At 43.6% G+C, this 16,898-nt stretch carries 13 protein-coding genes and 1 riboswitch; of the genes, 8 read left to right on the top strand and 5 right to left on the bottom strand.

Translation table 11 applies throughout. The annotated features are described in order from the left end of the window. The first annotated feature begins 32 nt into the window (after positions 1-32). The 3 genes from argH to thiC all read left to right on the top strand — a co-directional run bounded on the left by argH (position 33) and on the right by thiC (position 4,685). Positions 33-1,574, top strand: a complete 1,542-nt coding sequence (gene argH, locus AC2FA3_RS06110) for an argininosuccinate lyase (protein ID WP_490508796.1) — start codon at positions 33-35, stop codon at positions 1,572-1,574. Between the two features lie 243 nt (positions 1,575-1,817). Next, positions 1,818-2,108, top strand: a complete 291-nt coding sequence (locus AC2FA3_RS06105) for an oxidative damage protection protein (protein ID WP_149490360.1) — start codon at positions 1,818-1,820, stop codon at positions 2,106-2,108. Positions 2,109-2,242: 134 nt separating this feature from the next. Further along, a riboswitch (TPP riboswitch) is annotated at positions 2,243-2,367 on the top strand. 266 nt (positions 2,368-2,633) lie between these two features. After that, positions 2,634-4,685 (top strand): phosphomethylpyrimidine synthase ThiC, encoded by a 2,052-nt coding sequence (gene thiC / locus AC2FA3_RS06100; RefSeq protein WP_490508794.1) that lies wholly within the window; start codon positions 2,634-2,636, stop codon positions 4,683-4,685. Between the two features lie 113 nt (positions 4,686-4,798). On the opposite strand, the gene AC2FA3_RS06095 is transcribed toward thiC, so the two are convergent. Both AC2FA3_RS06095 and AC2FA3_RS06090 read right to left on the bottom strand, forming a co-directional pair. Next, on the bottom strand, positions 4,799-5,689 hold the full coding sequence (locus tag AC2FA3_RS06095) for a fructose bisphosphate aldolase (protein ID WP_490508793.1): 891 nt from the start codon (positions 5,687-5,689) through the stop codon (positions 4,799-4,801). Positions 5,690-5,850: 161 nt separating this feature from the next. After that, complete coding sequence (locus AC2FA3_RS06090; RefSeq protein ID WP_490508792.1) at positions 5,851-6,699, bottom strand: hypothetical protein; 849 nt, start codon at positions 6,697-6,699, stop codon at positions 5,851-5,853. A gap of 430 nt (positions 6,700-7,129) precedes the next feature. Between AC2FA3_RS06090 and AC2FA3_RS06085 the strand changes: the two genes are divergently transcribed. The 3 genes from AC2FA3_RS06085 (at position 7,130) to AC2FA3_RS06075 (ending at position 10,681) form a co-directional block, all read left to right on the top strand. Beyond that, positions 7,130-9,067, top strand: coding sequence for an ABC transporter ATP-binding protein (locus AC2FA3_RS06085; protein ID WP_490508791.1), 1,938 nt, complete (start codon positions 7,130-7,132; stop codon positions 9,065-9,067). Positions 9,068-9,148: 81 nt separating this feature from the next. Next, positions 9,149-10,039, top strand: a complete 891-nt coding sequence (locus AC2FA3_RS06080) for an alpha/beta fold hydrolase (protein WP_490508790.1) — start codon at positions 9,149-9,151, stop codon at positions 10,037-10,039. Positions 10,040-10,063: 24 nt separating this feature from the next. Then, positions 10,064-10,681 (top strand): alpha-ketoglutarate-dependent dioxygenase AlkB family protein, encoded by a 618-nt coding sequence (locus AC2FA3_RS06075; RefSeq protein WP_490508788.1) that lies wholly within the window; start codon positions 10,064-10,066, stop codon positions 10,679-10,681. Positions 10,682-10,709: 28 nt separating this feature from the next. On the opposite strand, the gene AC2FA3_RS06070 is transcribed toward AC2FA3_RS06075, so the two are convergent. The 3 genes from AC2FA3_RS06070 to AC2FA3_RS06060 all read right to left on the bottom strand — a co-directional run bounded on the left by AC2FA3_RS06070 (position 10,710) and on the right by AC2FA3_RS06060 (position 13,841). Then, complete coding sequence (locus tag AC2FA3_RS06070) at positions 10,710-11,705, bottom strand: NADP-dependent oxidoreductase (RefSeq protein ID WP_490508787.1); 996 nt, start codon at positions 11,703-11,705, stop codon at positions 10,710-10,712. Positions 11,706-11,771: 66 nt separating this feature from the next. Continuing rightward, the gene (locus AC2FA3_RS06065; protein ID WP_200663048.1) at positions 11,772-12,530 is read right to left on the bottom strand and encodes an endonuclease/exonuclease/phosphatase family protein; all 759 of its coding nucleotides are present in this window, start codon (positions 12,528-12,530) and stop codon (positions 11,772-11,774) included. A 198-nt stretch (positions 12,531-12,728) separates the two neighbouring features. Beyond that, positions 12,729-13,841, bottom strand: a complete 1,113-nt coding sequence (locus tag AC2FA3_RS06060; protein ID WP_490508786.1) for an AOC03_06830 family ribosome hibernation factor — start codon at positions 13,839-13,841, stop codon at positions 12,729-12,731. 491 nt (positions 13,842-14,332) lie between these two features. Here AC2FA3_RS06060 and AC2FA3_RS06055 point away from each other — a divergent pair, with 491 nt between their 5' ends. Together AC2FA3_RS06055 and AC2FA3_RS06050 are read left to right on the top strand one after the other, a co-directional pair. After that, positions 14,333-16,528, top strand: a complete 2,196-nt coding sequence (locus tag AC2FA3_RS06055) for a M3 family metallopeptidase (RefSeq protein WP_490508785.1) — start codon at positions 14,333-14,335, stop codon at positions 16,526-16,528. After that, a complete protein-coding gene (locus tag AC2FA3_RS06050; RefSeq protein WP_490508784.1) occupies positions 16,529-16,786 on the top strand; it encodes a YheV family putative zinc ribbon protein in 258 nt (85 codons plus the stop codon). Positions 16,787-16,898: the final 112 nt, after the last annotated feature.

Raw genomic sequence — 16,898 nt, 5'->3', positions numbered from 1 at the left:
CGCTAGTAAGGCAACCTCATCATTTGCTATACTTGAGTTCTTATTCTCTTGACTTGTCTTGTACCGATATGAACGCCAACTCTTCAAATATTAGTAATCCCGATTCAAATAAAAATCCAGCTGTTTCTGATTCTAGCACAGAAGCTTCTCTAACAAATACTGCTGCAGCGCACAGCCCTACAAGTAGTCAGGGTCAGCAGATGTGGGGTGGTCGCTTTAGTGAAGCGACGGACAGCTTCGTCGCCGCCTTTACTGCTTCTGTCGGTTTTGACCAGCGCTTTGCCCGTCATGATATTCAAGGCTCGATTGCCCACGCCACCATGCTTAAAGAGTGTGGTATCTTAAGCGCTGACGACGTTGCGACCATTATCGATGGCTTACAGCAAGTGTTACGTGAGATTGAAGCGGGCGAGTTTAACTGGTCTATTGCGTTAGAGGACGTACACATGAACGTCGAATCACGCCTGACAGATATTGTCGGCGCGGTAGGTAAAAAACTGCATACTGGCCGTAGCCGTAACGATCAGGTTGCAACCGATATTCGTCTGTGGTTGCGTGAAGAAACGGATAACATCATCGCGCTATTGGTACGTTTGCAGAGCGGCTTGCTCGATTTGGCTGAGCAGCATACGGACACGATTATGCCAGGTTTTACCCATTTGCAAACCGCGCAGCCCGTGAGCTTTGGTCATCACGTAATGGCATGGTTTGAGATGTTATACCGCGATACAGAGCGTCTTGTTGATGCCCGTCGCCGTATCAATCAGATGCCGCTTGGTAGTGCCGCCCTTGCTGGCACGACCTTCCCAATCGATCGTAATATCACTGCCAAATTGCTAGGTTTTGAAGGTATTTGCCAAAACTCTTTAGACGCCGTATCAGACCGAGATTTTGCCATTGAGTTTACCTCAGCGGCCTCTATTTTAATGATGCATATGTCACGCATGAGCGAAGAGATTATCCTGTGGATGTCTGCACAATTTAACTTTGTGCAGATTCCAGATCGTTTTTGTACTGGCTCATCTATTATGCCGCAAAAGAAAAACCCTGATGTACCAGAACTGGTACGCGGTAAAGCGGCGCGTGTCTTTGGCCAATTGATGACATTATTAAGCCTGATGAAAAGTCAGCCGCTTGCTTATAATAAAGACAACCAAGAAGACAAAGAGCCGCTATTTGATTGCGTCGATACCTTAACGGGTTCGCTATTAGCATTTGCTGATATGCTACCGAACATCACGCCAAATAAAGAAAATATGCGCGCTGCTACCATGAAAGGCTATGCAACAGCGACTGATTTGGCTGATTACTTAGTACGCAATGGCGTTGCATTCCGTGATGCTCATGAAGTCGTTGGCAATGCCGTCGCTTTAGGTATTAAAGAAGGCGTTGATCTAAGCGACTTGTCTTTAGCGCAATTGCAGCAATTTAGCGATGCGATTGGTGATGATGTCTTTGAGTATCTAACGCTAGAAGGCTCGTTAGCAGCGCGTGACCATTTAGGTGGTACTGCGCCAAATCAGGTTAAACAAGCGGTCGTTAATGGTCGTACGCGATTAAAAGTATTTGCGTAAAGCTAGCAGCACCATACAAGGTCTAATCTCAGCATTAGCCCATTCATAAAAATACCCGCATTATCGCGGGTATTTTTATGTAGATAGTTTTATAAATATGGTTTTATGAACATCAATAGCTACATGGGCTGTTACCTTCTCTACACCTGTTATCCTTGGCTAAACCTTCGAAGACCGTTATCATAGGTTGATACCAATATTGCACTTAATAATTTAACACCATTAACTAATAAGGATTGCCTTATGACCGAAACTTTTAACCCACAAGCTAATACCGTCTTTTGCCGCAAATATAAGCAAGAATTGCCCAAAATGCCACACCCTCCTTTTCCCAATAAAAAAGGTCAAGAACTGCAAGAAACCGTCTCTGACAAAGCATGGAAAGAGTGGCTTGAGCAGCAGACCATGCTGATTAACGAAAACCATCTAAGCATGCTAGACCCTGAGGCCAAAAAATTCTTAACCGAACAACGTGAGAAGTTTTTAGATAACGAAGACTATGAGCGTGCGCAAGGTTGGACACCAGAAAAATAATGTAGATGATGGCTTTTATTGATTAAAAAGACAGTCTTTAACTTAAAAAATACCATGATTGCATCTCAACTAACAAACGGCAAATAACTAGGCAGCACCCTTATAGTTTGTTAGTATGAGACTGATTTACAACACTGACAGACTCGGGGTGCGGTGTATGACAAGCTTACTTTATAAGCTTTTTAATACATTCGCTGAGAGATCACCCGCCGAACCTGATGCGGTTAGTACCGACGCAGGGAAGTCTTAAGCCTATGTTATACCTGTACAAAAGGCGCGCAGAAATGCCTTTTTATTATTGCTAATATCTTATGTCTGACAGCGTTTTTACGCTGCTGTGTGGCAATCAATACGAAGTTGCGCCTACCAATTATTAAAGAACGGCATTAGATTGAGTTTCAATGAGAGTTGAATTTGATAATAATGCACGCATTTGATAATTGAATTTGTCTGTCTTGCATAGTCTTGCCCCGCAGCTACTGGCGGTGTTGCTTTTATTCAAAAACCAACACGCTAGGACAGCTTATGAACATGACACCAATCACATCGACTCCGGTTGCTAAAACTTCTGATAAAAAAGCCGACGCGCTAAAAACGCCTGCCCACCGTACGGCAAATGATGCGCGTTTTGAAGAAGACGCCCGCGACTTACACCGTATTCTCCCCGCCTCCAAAAAAGTCTATATCGAAGGTTCAAGACCCGATATTCAAGTGCCGATGCGTGAGATTAGCTTAGCAGACACCCCTGTTGGCGGTGCTGGCGCTAATGAAGGCGAGCATAATCCCCCATTTTATGTCTATGACACCTCAGGCGTTTATACCGATCCCAATGTCGACATTGACTTGACCAAAGGTTTGCCTAAATTGCGCGAAGGTTGGATAGCTGAGCGCAGTGATACTGAACAGTTAGGTGGTTTATCAAGTTCTTACGGACAAGCTCGCGCCCGCGACATCAGTACCGCTAACTTAAGATTCGCGCATATTGATAAGCCGCGCCGTGCTAAAGAAGGCAAAAATGTCACACAAATGTATTATGCGCGCCGCGGTATTATTACCCCTGAGATGGAGTATATCGCTATTCGTGAAACGCAAAAGCAGCATGAGCTGACCGATATGCGCCAACATGACGGCGAAAGCTTTGGTGCCAATACGCCGAAAATTATCACTCCTGAATTTGTGCGTGATGAAGTGGCTGCTGGACGCGCAATTATTCCAAATAACATCAATCATCCTGAATCCGAGCCGATGATTATCGGGCGCAATTTTTTAGTGAAAATCAATGCCAATATCGGTAACTCAGCACTTGGCTCTTCTATCGATGAAGAAGTATCAAAAATGACGTGGGCAACGCGCTGGGGCGCAGATACCATTATGGATTTATCGACGGGTAATCATATCCATGAAACCCGTGAATGGTTGATTCGTAACTCGCCAGTGCCCATCGGTACGGTGCCAATCTATCAAGCATTAGAAAAAGTTGACGGTGTCGCAGAAGATCTTACGTGGGAAATATTCCGCGACACCCTTATCGAACAAGCGGAACAAGGCGTTGATTACTTTACTATTCACGCCGGCGTGCTATTACGTTATGTACCATTAACCGCTGGACGCTTAACGGGTATCGTCTCGCGTGGTGGTTCTATCATGGCGCAGTGGTGTTTGGCTCATCATAAAGAAAGCTTTTTATACACCCACTTTGAAGATATCTGCGAGATTATGAAGCAATATGATGTGGCGTTTAGTCTAGGTGATGGTCTACGTCCCGGCTGTTTACAAGACGCTAATGACGAAGCGCAGTTTGGTGAGCTGCGTACACTCGGTGAGCTAACCAAAGTCGCTTGGAAGCATGATGTACAGGTGATGATCGAAGGTCCTGGACATGTGGCGATAAACCGCATTAAAGAAAACATGGACTTGCAGCTTGAGCTATGTGCTGACGCCCCCTTTTATACCTTAGGGCCTTTAACTACCGACATTGCTCCTGGTTATGACCATATCACTAGTGCTATTGGTGCGGCGATGATTGGCTGGTTCGGCACTGCCATGCTTTGTTATGTCACGCCAAAAGAGCATTTAGGTTTGCCCAATAAAAAGGATGTCAAAGACGGTATCATCACATATAAGATTGCCGCTCACGCTGCTGACCTTGCTAAGGGTCATCCAGGTGCGCAGGCGCGTGATAATGCCTTATCCAAGGCCCGTTTTGAATTCCGCTGGGATGATCAGTTTAATCTGGCGCTCGACCCTGATACCGCGCGTGAATATCATGACGAAACCTTGCCAAAAGACGCGCACAAATCGGCGCACTTTTGCTCGATGTGCGGTCCAAAATTTTGCTCCATGAAAATCACCCAAAACGTGCGTGAATATGCAGCAGGACTGGATAAAGATACCGCTAATAAACAAGTCACGCCGCAAACGGGCGATTTAACCCATACAAGTCATCTGATTAAAGAAGTGGATACTGAGCTTGTCGGTCAAGTGGGTGAGGCCAGTCTCGATGAGATCCATAAAGGTATGGCAGAGATGACTGAAAAATATCGTAGGGAAGGACGTCAGTTATATAAAGAGGTCTGACCGCTCAGCATTACCCTTAATCTTTAGCTCACAAAAAAGCGCTACTCATGAGTAGCGCTTTTTTTATGAACTAATAACTTATGGCAATAACAGATGACGTTTAACAGACTGTGTTAAATCTTCGACGCCTCATAAATCTCTTCAATAGAAGCGTTAATAATCGCAGCAAATTCTTCATCGCTCTGTTGCTTACTCAAGCCTTCAGTAAAGGCACGTGAGAAACTGGCAATCATACCAGGGTTTTGTTTAAGCTTTTCGCAGGCATCATGACGACTATAACCACCCGATAGCGCAACCACTTTTAATACTTTAGGATGATCGATAAGTTCTTGATAGAAGCCTTCTTCATCTGGCAAGGTCAGTTTTAGCATCACTTGATGAACATCATTTAAACGCTCAAGGTTGTACAAAATACTGGTTTTAAGGATGATTTCGCAATCATGTTTTTTGCTACTATTGATATCCACTTCAGGTTCAACAATAGGCATCAAACCTTTGGAGATAATCTGCTTTGCCACATCAAACTGCTGCTGCACCACCAGCTTAATACCATCGACACTTGGCTCATAAATCACTGAGCGCATCTTGGTGCCAAATATCGGATAGTTTTTTGCTTTATCTAATAATAAGTCTAAATTTGGTATCGGGCGCATCACTTGCACACCATTCATGTGCTCAGCCAAACCCTTATCTACTTTTAAGAACGGCACGATATTTTTATCTTCCCATAGATAGTTAGCCGTCGGCTTGCCGTTAACCTCGCGCTCCATGGTATCTTCAAATAAAATCGCCCCAAGCACACGCTCATTATCAAAAGCCTCACAAGTCATGATACGCGCGCGCATCTCATGTACTAGGTCAAACATCGCTTCATCATTATCATAAGCATCGCCGCTAACGCCGTAATTCTCTAATGCTTTTGGCGTGCTGCCACCGCTTTGATCAAGGGCAGCGATGAAACCTGAACCATTTTTGATACGCTGTAGTTGTTTTTCGTATTCCATTGAGTAGATATCCTATCCTAATTAATAAAAATCAAACATTATTATAATAAGTCAATCAGCCCTCCGATGACGTGAGCTTGACTATAAATAACCTTAACATAGGACATGCCGTGTGCCTATTGTTGATAAGTTAAATTTTTGGTAACTTAAAAGCGGTGAAGCTAAGCCAAAAACAATACCGCCACACAGCAAACTGCCAATAATAAACCGACTATATTGATACGATTAAGCGACTCTTTAAACACGCCGACGCCTATCAACGTTGCCACTGCAATCACACCGACGTTCATACCCGTAAAGACGATACTGGGTGATTCAGACAATACTTGATGGGCACGCACATAAGCATAAATATTGCCCATATTTAGTGCGCCAAGTAATAATCCTGCGCTAAAGGCATTACCCTGCCAGCGGACACGCGTGATGAGTAAGTAAACGAGCAGCAGTAACCCTGCCAACCCAAACGTCACAAACAAGGTTAAAGGAAAGGCCGCGCCTTGCTTAGCAACTTGTTTAAATAAGATATCAATAACGCCATAGCCTAGCCAAACGCCAAACAGCCACAGCGGCGTCTGCTTTGCTTGGGTATTTATGAGCCCATGCTGCGGACGATAGACCAAGGCAGCAAGTGCCAAAAACCCTAACGCTAGCCCAAGTATGCGCGTACCCGTCAGTACTTCACCGAATAACAAAAAAGCGGCCACAATGGGAATAATTAAGGATAAGCGCTGGGCGGCATCGGTTGCGACCATACCGACCGATTCAATTGCGCGCCCAAGAATAATAAATACCGCAGGCAATAACACTCCAAGCGCAATAATGATGCCCCATGCATCCCCGAGTGCGCCAATGCTACTAACATCTGGTTTTAATAAAACCCAAGTCAGTAAAAAGGCCACAGGATACCCTGCCACGATGGTTTGGCGAATATCGATATTTTTTTGGCGCAATATTTTTAAAAGTACGGAAACAGCGACGCTACATAGCACTGCTATCATTAGATACATCATTAACGTCATCCTTGTTAAATTACGCTATGGCGGGTTTATTATTGGCATTTCACACTGCTATCAGTATTGCCTTTATCTTATACTCTGTTACTTCTTATGCCTTAAATGGTTTTGCTGTCAACGTTGCTAAATCCAATGAAATCATAGAATGTAACAAAATATTTCTTATGCGGCAATCTATTTATCTTACAGGTGATTTAATTTTGGTTATTTATTACTGATAAAGTTATAAAGGATTGGTGAAACTACCCATGCAGTGAGTAAGCTAGAGTTGAGTATAAGCGATACTCTTCAGCTTACAATTAGCATGCAGCCATTAAAGCGAAGTTTGTTAAAATAACAAACAATCCTAATCACAAAAGTAAAGATTCAAGAAAGTACGTTATCGTACTTATCTTGGCGTACTGCTATTGATGCTTTATCACTGCCTATGAATGCTCTATTTCGTTTTTTCGAAACTCGATTGCCCGCCTTTCCTGATACGCCTATGCCGCTGCCATCCCCAAGTGATGGCATGCTAAAGTTCTTGTGGGCCTGTACCAAAGGTCTACGCGGTTGGCTATTGCTGTTTATGATTTTGTCTGCCGGTATCGGTATTTACGAGGCCATGCTATTTGCGTGGATTGGGAATATCGTCGATTGGCTTAGTGTTTATACCCCGCAAAATCTGTGGACAGAAAAAGGCGATATGCTGCTATTGATGCTAGCCGTGATGATTGTCAGTCCACTCTGGATTGCCTTTTCATCGTTTATTCATTTTCAAACCTTGCAAGGCGTTTTTCCTATGCAAATGCGCTGGCGTTTTCATCAGCGCATGCTTGGGCAATCAATGCAGTTTTATCAAGACGAATTCTCTGGTCGCGTTTCTGCTAAGGTGATGCAAACGGCATTGGCGGTGCGTGATACCGTGATGACGGTCACCGACATGTTTATGTATGTCGCCGTCTACTTTATTACCACCGGTGTGATTTTATTTAATTTAGACAGCTTATTATTAATCCCATTTATCGCTTGGTTCGTCTTAGTTTGGCTGGCGATGTGGTACTTTATCCCCAAACTGAAACAAACGGCGATTGTACAAGCCGATGCCCGCGCTTTGATGACGGGACGTATAACCGACGCTTACGCCAATATCATGACCGTTAAGCTATTCAGTCATTCGCGCCGTGAGCTTGGTTATGCCAAAAACGCTATGGGACAATTTTTGGGTACTGTCCATGCACAGATGCGCTGGGTCAGTTATTTAGAAGTCTCGACCCATTTAATTAGTGTGATTTTGGTCAGCTCGACAGCCGGTATCAGCCTCTATTTATGGCAGCAAGGCGCAATTGGAGTTGGGGCAATTGCCGCCGCGACGGCGATGGCACTGCGTTTAAACGGTCTCACGCAATGGATTATGTGGCAAACCGCCAGCTTGTTTGAAAGTATCGGTACCGTCCAAGACGGCATGCGCACTTTATCGGCACCGCAAACCATCGTTGATAAACCAAACGCGCCCGCACTCACAGTCACTGATGGTCGTATTGTCTTTGATCGTGTTGATTTTAGTTATGAAGGCGAAGACGATGATACAGGTTTAAATACGCATAAATTAGCCAAACATCCTGATAACGTTGCTGAGGATGGTATTGATTATGCTTCACGAACCTCATACGCTAAGCTACTAGATAATTTTTACTTGGATATCAAACCGGGTGAAAAAATCGGTCTGGTTGGGCGCTCAGGTGCCGGTAAGTCCACCTTGGTCAATCTACTGTTGCGCTTTTTTGATGTTGATAAAGGTAAAGTATTTATCGATGGGCAAGCGATTGATGAAGTGACCCAAGAATCGTTACGTCAGCAAATCGGTATGGTCACCCAAGATACCTCTTTATTACATCGTACCGTCCGTGAAAACATCGCCTACGGTCGTCCTGACGCAACCGATGATGAAATCGTTACGGCTGCCAAGCAAGCCCAAGCATGGGACTTTATCGAGAGCTTGTATGATGATAAGGGCAATACTGGTCTTGATACCCAAGTCGGCGAGCGCGGTGTTAAGCTCTCTGGCGGTCAACGTCAGCGCATCGCTATCTCACGCGTCATGCTCAAAAATGCCCCGATTTTGTTATTGGATGAGGCGACCAGTGCGCTTGATTCTGAGATTGAATTTGCCATTACCGAAAGCCTAAATGACATCATGACTGGCAAAACCGTGATTGCGATTGCCCATAGATTATCGACCATTGCTGCGCTTGATAGACTGGTCGTCATGGATAAAGGTCATATCATTGAACAAGGCAGTCATGATGATTTATTGGCGTTAAATGGCGTTTATGCCCGTTTATGGCAACGTCAAAGTGGCGGCTTCTTGGGCGAAGATAGCTAATAACAATTCAATGATAAAAGTTAATGCTAGAATTTAATGATAAAGGTTCAAAAGAAACCATCACAAGGAAGTGTTATTTTTATGGAAGCATTTACCAAGCGTATCAATATCGATGGCAAACATGCGCGCTATTATGACTTGCAGCAGCTCAATCCGTCAGCAGATTCGGGCTCTCCTAAACGCCAGTCTGCCCATTTTTATGGCGGCAATAGTTTCACCGTTGGTACTTATGCGCCATTATTAAATGCGCTGGCCATTGGCTTTGACTTATCTGCATTGGCGCTACGTGGCTACTGGTATGACAAACCACAAGCGCCGCGCCTGACCCGCGAGCAAGATGCCGATATACTTATTAAGTTTTTAGAAAAAACCCAAGACAACCCTATTGTTGGTATTGGGCATTCGCAAGGCGCAACTGCCACCGCCATGGCAGCGGCCAAACGCCCTGACCTCTTCTCACAGCTATATCTTATTGAGCCTGTCACCTTTACTAAAAGACAAGCGACACTTTATAACTTGATGCCACGTCAATTTCTGCTAAGCCGTGAGCCATTTAAAAGCACCCTGACTAAACAAGCTACTTGGGTAAGCGTCGATGATTACTACAAGAGCTTACGCGCGCAACGGGCTTATAAGCGTATCAGCGATGAGCACTTACGAGTGTTTGCTGAGCAAAGCTTGTCTGCCAACGATGATGGTAGTTATAGCTTGATGTTCGCCCCCGAGCAAGAGCTTGCCAACTATTTTGGTGCGCCCCATATCGATGCCGCCCTGAAAAAACTCAGCTGTCCTTATACCCTTATCACGGGCAAACCGACTTTATTTATCAATGATAAAGTACGCAAACAATGGCAAAAATTTGTCCCTGACGGCAGTATTATCTCCTTGCCAGACTACGGTCATCTATTACCGATGGAAGCGCCTGAGTTGTGTGCGCAGATTATCAATAAACATTATAAAGACAGTAAATAAGCTGAGCGATGTGGAATGTGAGTTATGACTGACCTTTTTGCGACTGCGCCGACTGATAACTTATTGCCTTGCGATGGCAAAGTAAATGATTTAGGTATCGTTATCTATTATCCGAGCGCCTTATATTATGCATTATTAACGACGCTGCCTTGGCAATCTGATATCGTCACCTCATTTGGCAAGACGCACGTCACAACGCGTCAAATCGTTTGGATGGGTAATAGCAATATTGACTATCAGTACTCGGGGCATACGCGTCAAACCATGCCTTGGACAGACACCGTGTTTCATGTGAAACATCATGTCGAGGAACAATTAACAACGCTTGGAATTAACGCTAATTTCAATTCGTGCTTGCTCAATTATTATCCGTCTGGCGATGAGGGTATGGGTTATCATGCGGACGATGAAAAAGAGCTTGGCGATCAGCCTATTATCGCTTCCTTATCACTTGGTGCCACACGAAAATTTGTTTTTAAGCATAAAAAAACTCAAGATAAAGTTGAGCTTTATCTTGAGTCCGGTCAGCTTATTGTCATGCATGGTGATACGCAAAAATATTGGAAGCATAGCATCACTAAAACTAAAACAGTCGATGAAGGGCGTATTAGCCTAACCTTTAGACAAATGGCATTAAATTAAGCAAGCTTAGAACTTAGCTTAATCTAGCTTAGCTTGCTTTTAGCACAATCTTACCAAAGGTATCGCCTTTTTCTAGCTGGCGATGCGCAGCCACTACTTCAGACAAAGGATAGGTCTGCTGAATTTTCAGAGTCAACTTGCCATCGGCAACAAGCTGTAAAACCCGTGCCATATCTTCCCCACTACGCTGCGCTTTATAACCTGCCACCTTTAAGTTCTTCTCACTACCCGCTGCTTGCAGTTTATCAACCCAAATCGTCGGTAAGACATTGACGCGCCCGCCAGATTTTATACCGCTCAGCGCGCGTATACCCGCATCATCACCGACCAAGTCCAATAGCACATCGGCTTGTAAGTCAGGAAAAGCATCATCTTTGGTATAATCAATCCAACCTGCCAGCTTACTTTTATCTATTAAATCGTCAAGTTTGGCATATTTCTCTGGCGAGCAAATAACGGTTACTTTTACATTATCTTGCGTCACTTTATCCATCAATAGCTGAATGGCTAAATGCCCAACGCCGCCGGCTGGCGCATTGATAACAATATGCTCACCGTTTTTAATATCAGCAAACTCGACAAATTGCAGCGCCGTTTGTCCAATGCAAGGTAGTGCGCCTGCTTGCTCTAATGTCAGCGACTGAGGGATTTTTGCCAGTAGATTAGCATCGACCGCAACATACTCTGCATAACCGCCACCGTCAAAGGTCAGTGCCGCAACTTGCTCGCCGACTGCAAACTTATCACTATTACTTTTAACGACGATACCAGCAACATCACAGCCTAGAATAGCAGGCTCATTTTTATTAAATTTACCTTTTTGAATCGCTTCAGCGCCCCAACCTTTACCTTGACGGGTTTTATAATCGACGGGATTTATGCCGGCATAAGCGATTTTTACTAATACTTGATTGTCCGTTAATTCAGGAATAGCCACGCCGTCTTGATATATCATGACTTCAGGTTCGCCAAACTCGCGTATTAGTACGGCGTGTTGTGTCGTTGGTAGTTGTTTATCAGACATGATTTATCATCCTTGTATTATTCTAATATCTATTCTTTTGTTAATTTTTTATTTATTAAGTTTAAGTTATAGCAATGCCAACTCTGCACTAAGTGGCAAATGATCTGATAGCGTTGACCAAGGCTTGCCGGTATGTACCCAAGCATCTTTCACCCTTAGATTGCGCACATAGATACGGTCTAGACTCAGTACAGGTAGCTTTGCGGGGAAGGTTGGCAGTAATTTGCCATGGCAATGCTTAAAGGCTTCGGTCATGCCTAAGCTCGATGCGAGTCTGTCACAAGACATTTTTTTCCAGTCATTAAAATCACCCGCCAAAATCAGTGGCTGGTCGGGCGCAATCTCATTACGCACATAATTGGAAATGGCTTCGTATTGCTTGATGCGGTCGCGCTCAAAGAGGTTTAAATGAGCACATAACACCACTACCGGCATCTCCCAACCTAGGGGCTGCACTTCACAGTGCAAGACACCGCGCTGCTCAAGTTTATTAACGGTGATATTGACGTTATGCTTTGGATCTAGCGGAAAGCGACTCAGCACCGCATTGCCATGATGACCGTTTTCATACTCTGAGTTTTTACCGTAGCTATTTTGCAATTGTAGATATTCACCAAACCATTCATGCTGCGATTGGTCAGGATATTCGTTATATTGCATATTGCGCTTGAGGTTTTGACCCTGCACTTCTTGTAGACAAAGTATGTCTGAGCCAATGATATCAAGCGCTTGAGCGATACCCTGTATCTTGACTTGGCGATTCATCGGCGACATGCCTTTATGAATGTTATAGCTGGTTAAAACAAAAGAGGTGGTATTAGTCATAAATTTATCAGTTATAAACTCATTATTTATAGAATTAGAGTGAGTAGCACTTTATTAAATACTTATCGTCATCGTTAAATAATAAGATAAAATTAAGCCTACATTCAATGAAAAAGAGCATTGATTCGTACGAACCAATGCTCTTATATTATACCTATATTGTGACGCTGGCTAATCCATTAAAATATCAGCAACCGATTAATAGCGCGTCACTAGAGCAATTGGCTGATCTTCACCCATAAGATCCTGCGGCATAAATACAACTTTACCACCATTATGAATGACATGTTCGATGATTTCGCCAACGGCGTCATCAGTTATGCCTTCTGCTGTCGCATCATCTGCCATACTTAATGTCTGCGCTTTTTCATCGATTTTGGCAGGTTGCATATAACCGCGACGGACATATAAGGTTTCACCAACGCCTTGGAAAGCACTGCGATAGACTTCTTGTAAATCTGTCTGCAGCATATTTGCACCGCGCGCTTTGTCAATCTCGCCCATAGCGGCTTGATGTAACGACGAGCGATAGCCTTCTACGGCTTCTTGCACACTATCAACAATATGCTGGGCGCTACCTTCTTCTAAGTTGGTGGCGTTTGAGACGGTGGCAATAATATTTTCTGGACGGTCACAAACATCTTTATAGTAACCGATATTTTTTGCATCACCCACGACTACTAGCGGCATTTTATGCTCGCCCCATAACTCTTGCACACTTTTATCCACTTGGTTAAAGAACTCTTTTAAATAGCTACTTTCATTATTCGCTGAACGATCAGAGCCTGCATCACCAGTCGTATATAGACCATTATTTTCAATAGGAAATGGAATGTTTTCCATATTGTTTTGCGCATCTGCCTGCTGATCAAATTCTCTCACCACACGATCGTTAGATGCTTCAATCAGACGTGCACTATCACGCGTCAGTACAACCGTATAATAATGAACGGCACTCGCCATATCACGAACCAAATCACGCGTCGCAAATCTATCAGAGATGATTACTCTTTCTTTAGTATCAATAGGCATACGAACGATTTGCACATCATCGGTACTGGCAAATATTGCCAAGGTATCTAGGTTATAGTTATGATTAAGCTCATTGGTTTTATTTTGGATGTTTTCTAAAATAGTGGTCGCGGTACGCTTATCGTATTCATTATTTAAGCGTTCTTCAACAACTTTTAATTGGTTTTTTAAGGCGATAGGATCTTTTTGATTATCAGGATGCTCACGATGCGTTTTGACAAAAATACTAACGGCTGGATTGGCTTTGGTTTCACGTAAGCTTTTAAGAGTCGCTTTCATAGATACTGCTCCTTGTTTTATTATCATTGGTTTGCTTGTTAAAATAAATTTTTTATACTTATCATCATGCTTATATATCTACAGGTTAATTAATTATATTTATAAGTTACTTAACTATATTTATAAGCTATTTAATATTTACAGCTTAATAATTAAAGTCTGCTTAATAGTAAAAAGGCTTGTTATAGCCATTGCATTACTATGATGCTAACAACTTAACCCCACTCTCTGTAGGGTTAATTTGCAAGTAAATGATGACGCTTTGTAAGTGAAGCTTAGTCAACCTTAATAGCAATCTCTCTACCGCAACTTTTTATATTCCACACATCTATTTACTTTAAGAGGAGATATACAGTAAAGGGTTGTATTCCAAGCGATTGATACCCATCTTTTAGATACTCTATATAATTGAACCTATATCACAAAAACTATATAACAAAACTCGAACCTCGTAATGAATAGCCCTTCTCTTATTAATACTGGATACTTTTATGACTTCTATTTCTGCAAATTTACGCCTTGTTGATTTTGACAATGTCGCACCAGACACCTTACAAAACCAAATTATCAGTGCTATCGATACTGCCAATGCCTTTTTAGACAACATGAGTGCCAATACTGATAGCGTTAATAATGCTAATGATTTCAGTGCTGAGCAAGCTTTGAGCGATATCATGACTTTTGATCATATCAATCTGGCGTTGGATCGCAGTTGGGGTATTTTGTCGCACCTCAATAGCGTCATGAGCAATGATGAGATTCGTCACGTACATCATGAGCTGCTACCTAAGCTGTCTGCTTATGGCACACGGGTTGGACAGCATCAGCCGTTATTTAGCCGTTATCAAACTATCGTCAATGATACGGCGTTTTTTGCTGCCCTTGAGCCAGCACGAGCGCGTGCTATTGAGCTTGCGCTACGTAGCTTTGAGCTATCAGGCGTGGCTCTACAAAAAGCTGAACAAGAAAAGTTTGCTACCATCCAGAGTGAGCTCTCAACCTTATCCGCGACGTTCTCAGACCATATATTGGATGCCACCCAAGTATATGCCCTACCGCTCAAGCAAGAACAGTTAGCAGGGTTAACCGAAAGTGGACTTGCACTACTGGCAGATGCAGGCGAACAATATAAAGCCCGCGAGCTTGCCAGCGGTACACTCACCCAAGCAGATATCGACGCGCTACCAACTCCTTATTATGTGGCAAGTTTAAATATCCCCGTTTATCTTGCCGTCATGACCCATGCCAATGATCGCAATCTGCGCGAAACGCTTTACCGTGCTTATGTTACCCGCGCTTCTGAGTTTGATGAACACACCAATAGCAAAGGCGAGTCGCTGAATAACGCCGATATCATGAGTCAAATTCTACAATTACGCGCGCAAAAGGCCAAGCTATTAGGTTTTGATCATTATGCAGACGTTTCACTATCGACCAAGATGGCAGATAGCGTGGTAGAGGTAGAAACCTTTTTACGGGATTTGGCACAGCAAGCGACCCCAGCGGCTAAGCAAGATTTAGCACAGCTGCAAAAATACGCGCAGGATTATGGTATTACTGACCTACAGCCGTGGGACAGCGCTTATATCGCTGAGAAAGTCAAACAAAGCGAGTTTAGTTTATCGCAAGAAGAGATACGTCCGTATTTCCCACTGCCAAAAGTAATTAACGGTTTATTTGCTATTGTCGAGCGTTTATACGGTATCAAGGTACAAGAGCACAGTGAATCTGTATCACGCTGGCACGACGAGGTAAGTTTTTATCAATTATTTGATGCGAATGATAACTTGCTTGGTGGATTTTACTTTGACTTGTTTGCTCGTAGCGGTAAACGTGGCGGCGCGTGGATGAGCGGTTTTCAGTCGCGTTATACTTACGACGAGAAAAACCATGAACAGCTACCCGTCTGCTTTATGGTCGGTAACTTCACCCCTGCCCTTGATGGCAAACCAAGCCTATTAACTCATGATGAAGTACTAACCTTGTTCCACGAGTTTGGTCATGGTCTACATCATTTATTGACCCAAGTGACAGTTGGCGATGTCGCTGGTGTTAATGGCGTTGAGTGGGATGCGGTCGAATTGCCCAGTCAATTTATGGAAAACTGGGCGTGGGATGCTGAAGGTATTGCGCTGATTAGTAACCATGTCGAGACTGGTGAGCCATTACCGAAAGACAAACTTTCAGCCTTGCTGGCGGTAAAAAACTTTCAAAGCGGTATGCAAACCTTACGTCAAATCGAATTTGCACTGTTTGACTTATTGATTCATGCACACATACCAGCGCTTGATTATGATGGTATTTTAGCGGCTTTAAATGCCGTGCGCGATGATATTGCTATCATGCAGACGCCTGACTACAACCGTTTTGCCAATGGCTTTAGTCATATTTTTGCCGGTGGTTATGCGGCGGGTTATTACTCGTATAAATGGGCGGAGCTGCTCTCTGCTGATGCCTTTAGTAAGTTTGAAGAAGAAGGTATTTTTAACCCTGTCACTGGTAAAGCCTTCCGTGAGAGTATCTTGTCAGTGGGTGGTAGTTTTCCTGCCAAGACCAACTTTGAAAACTTCCGTGGTCGCAGCGCCAGCATCGATGCCTTACTACGCCATAGCGGTTTTGATAATGCTAAAGATGACGATACCGCAACTACTCAAACCAATGCTCAAACGACGCGTGAGGTTATCTAAATGCGCTATCAATCGTCACGTCCAAAGCGGCAGTTTTTAGCAGGCGTTCGCTGTCCTAAATGTCAGGCGATGGATGCAGTGATGCAAGTAAATATCGTCATACCCGAACCTGATGAATACATCGAATGTACTCAGTGCGGACATAGTGAGCATCGCCCCGATCCTGATGTGATTAGTGCCAAAAACCATGCCGAAGACCAGATCGCTCGTGATGCGATGGCGACAGGCACCAGCGGTACGGTCAAGTTTAAGCCATAAATAAGAAAACCTGTATCGTCAAGTCTTAATAGCTACTAGCCTATCTAATGATATATATCCAGTTAGATAGGCTTTTTATTTTGATTTTGCTATAGTATGCCTACTTATATTT

The organism is Janibacter sp. CoH_79_TC_3, from assembly GCF_058197955.1.
Note: the sequence above shows the minus strand (reverse complement) of the source record. Positions and strands in the feature narration are given on the sequence as shown.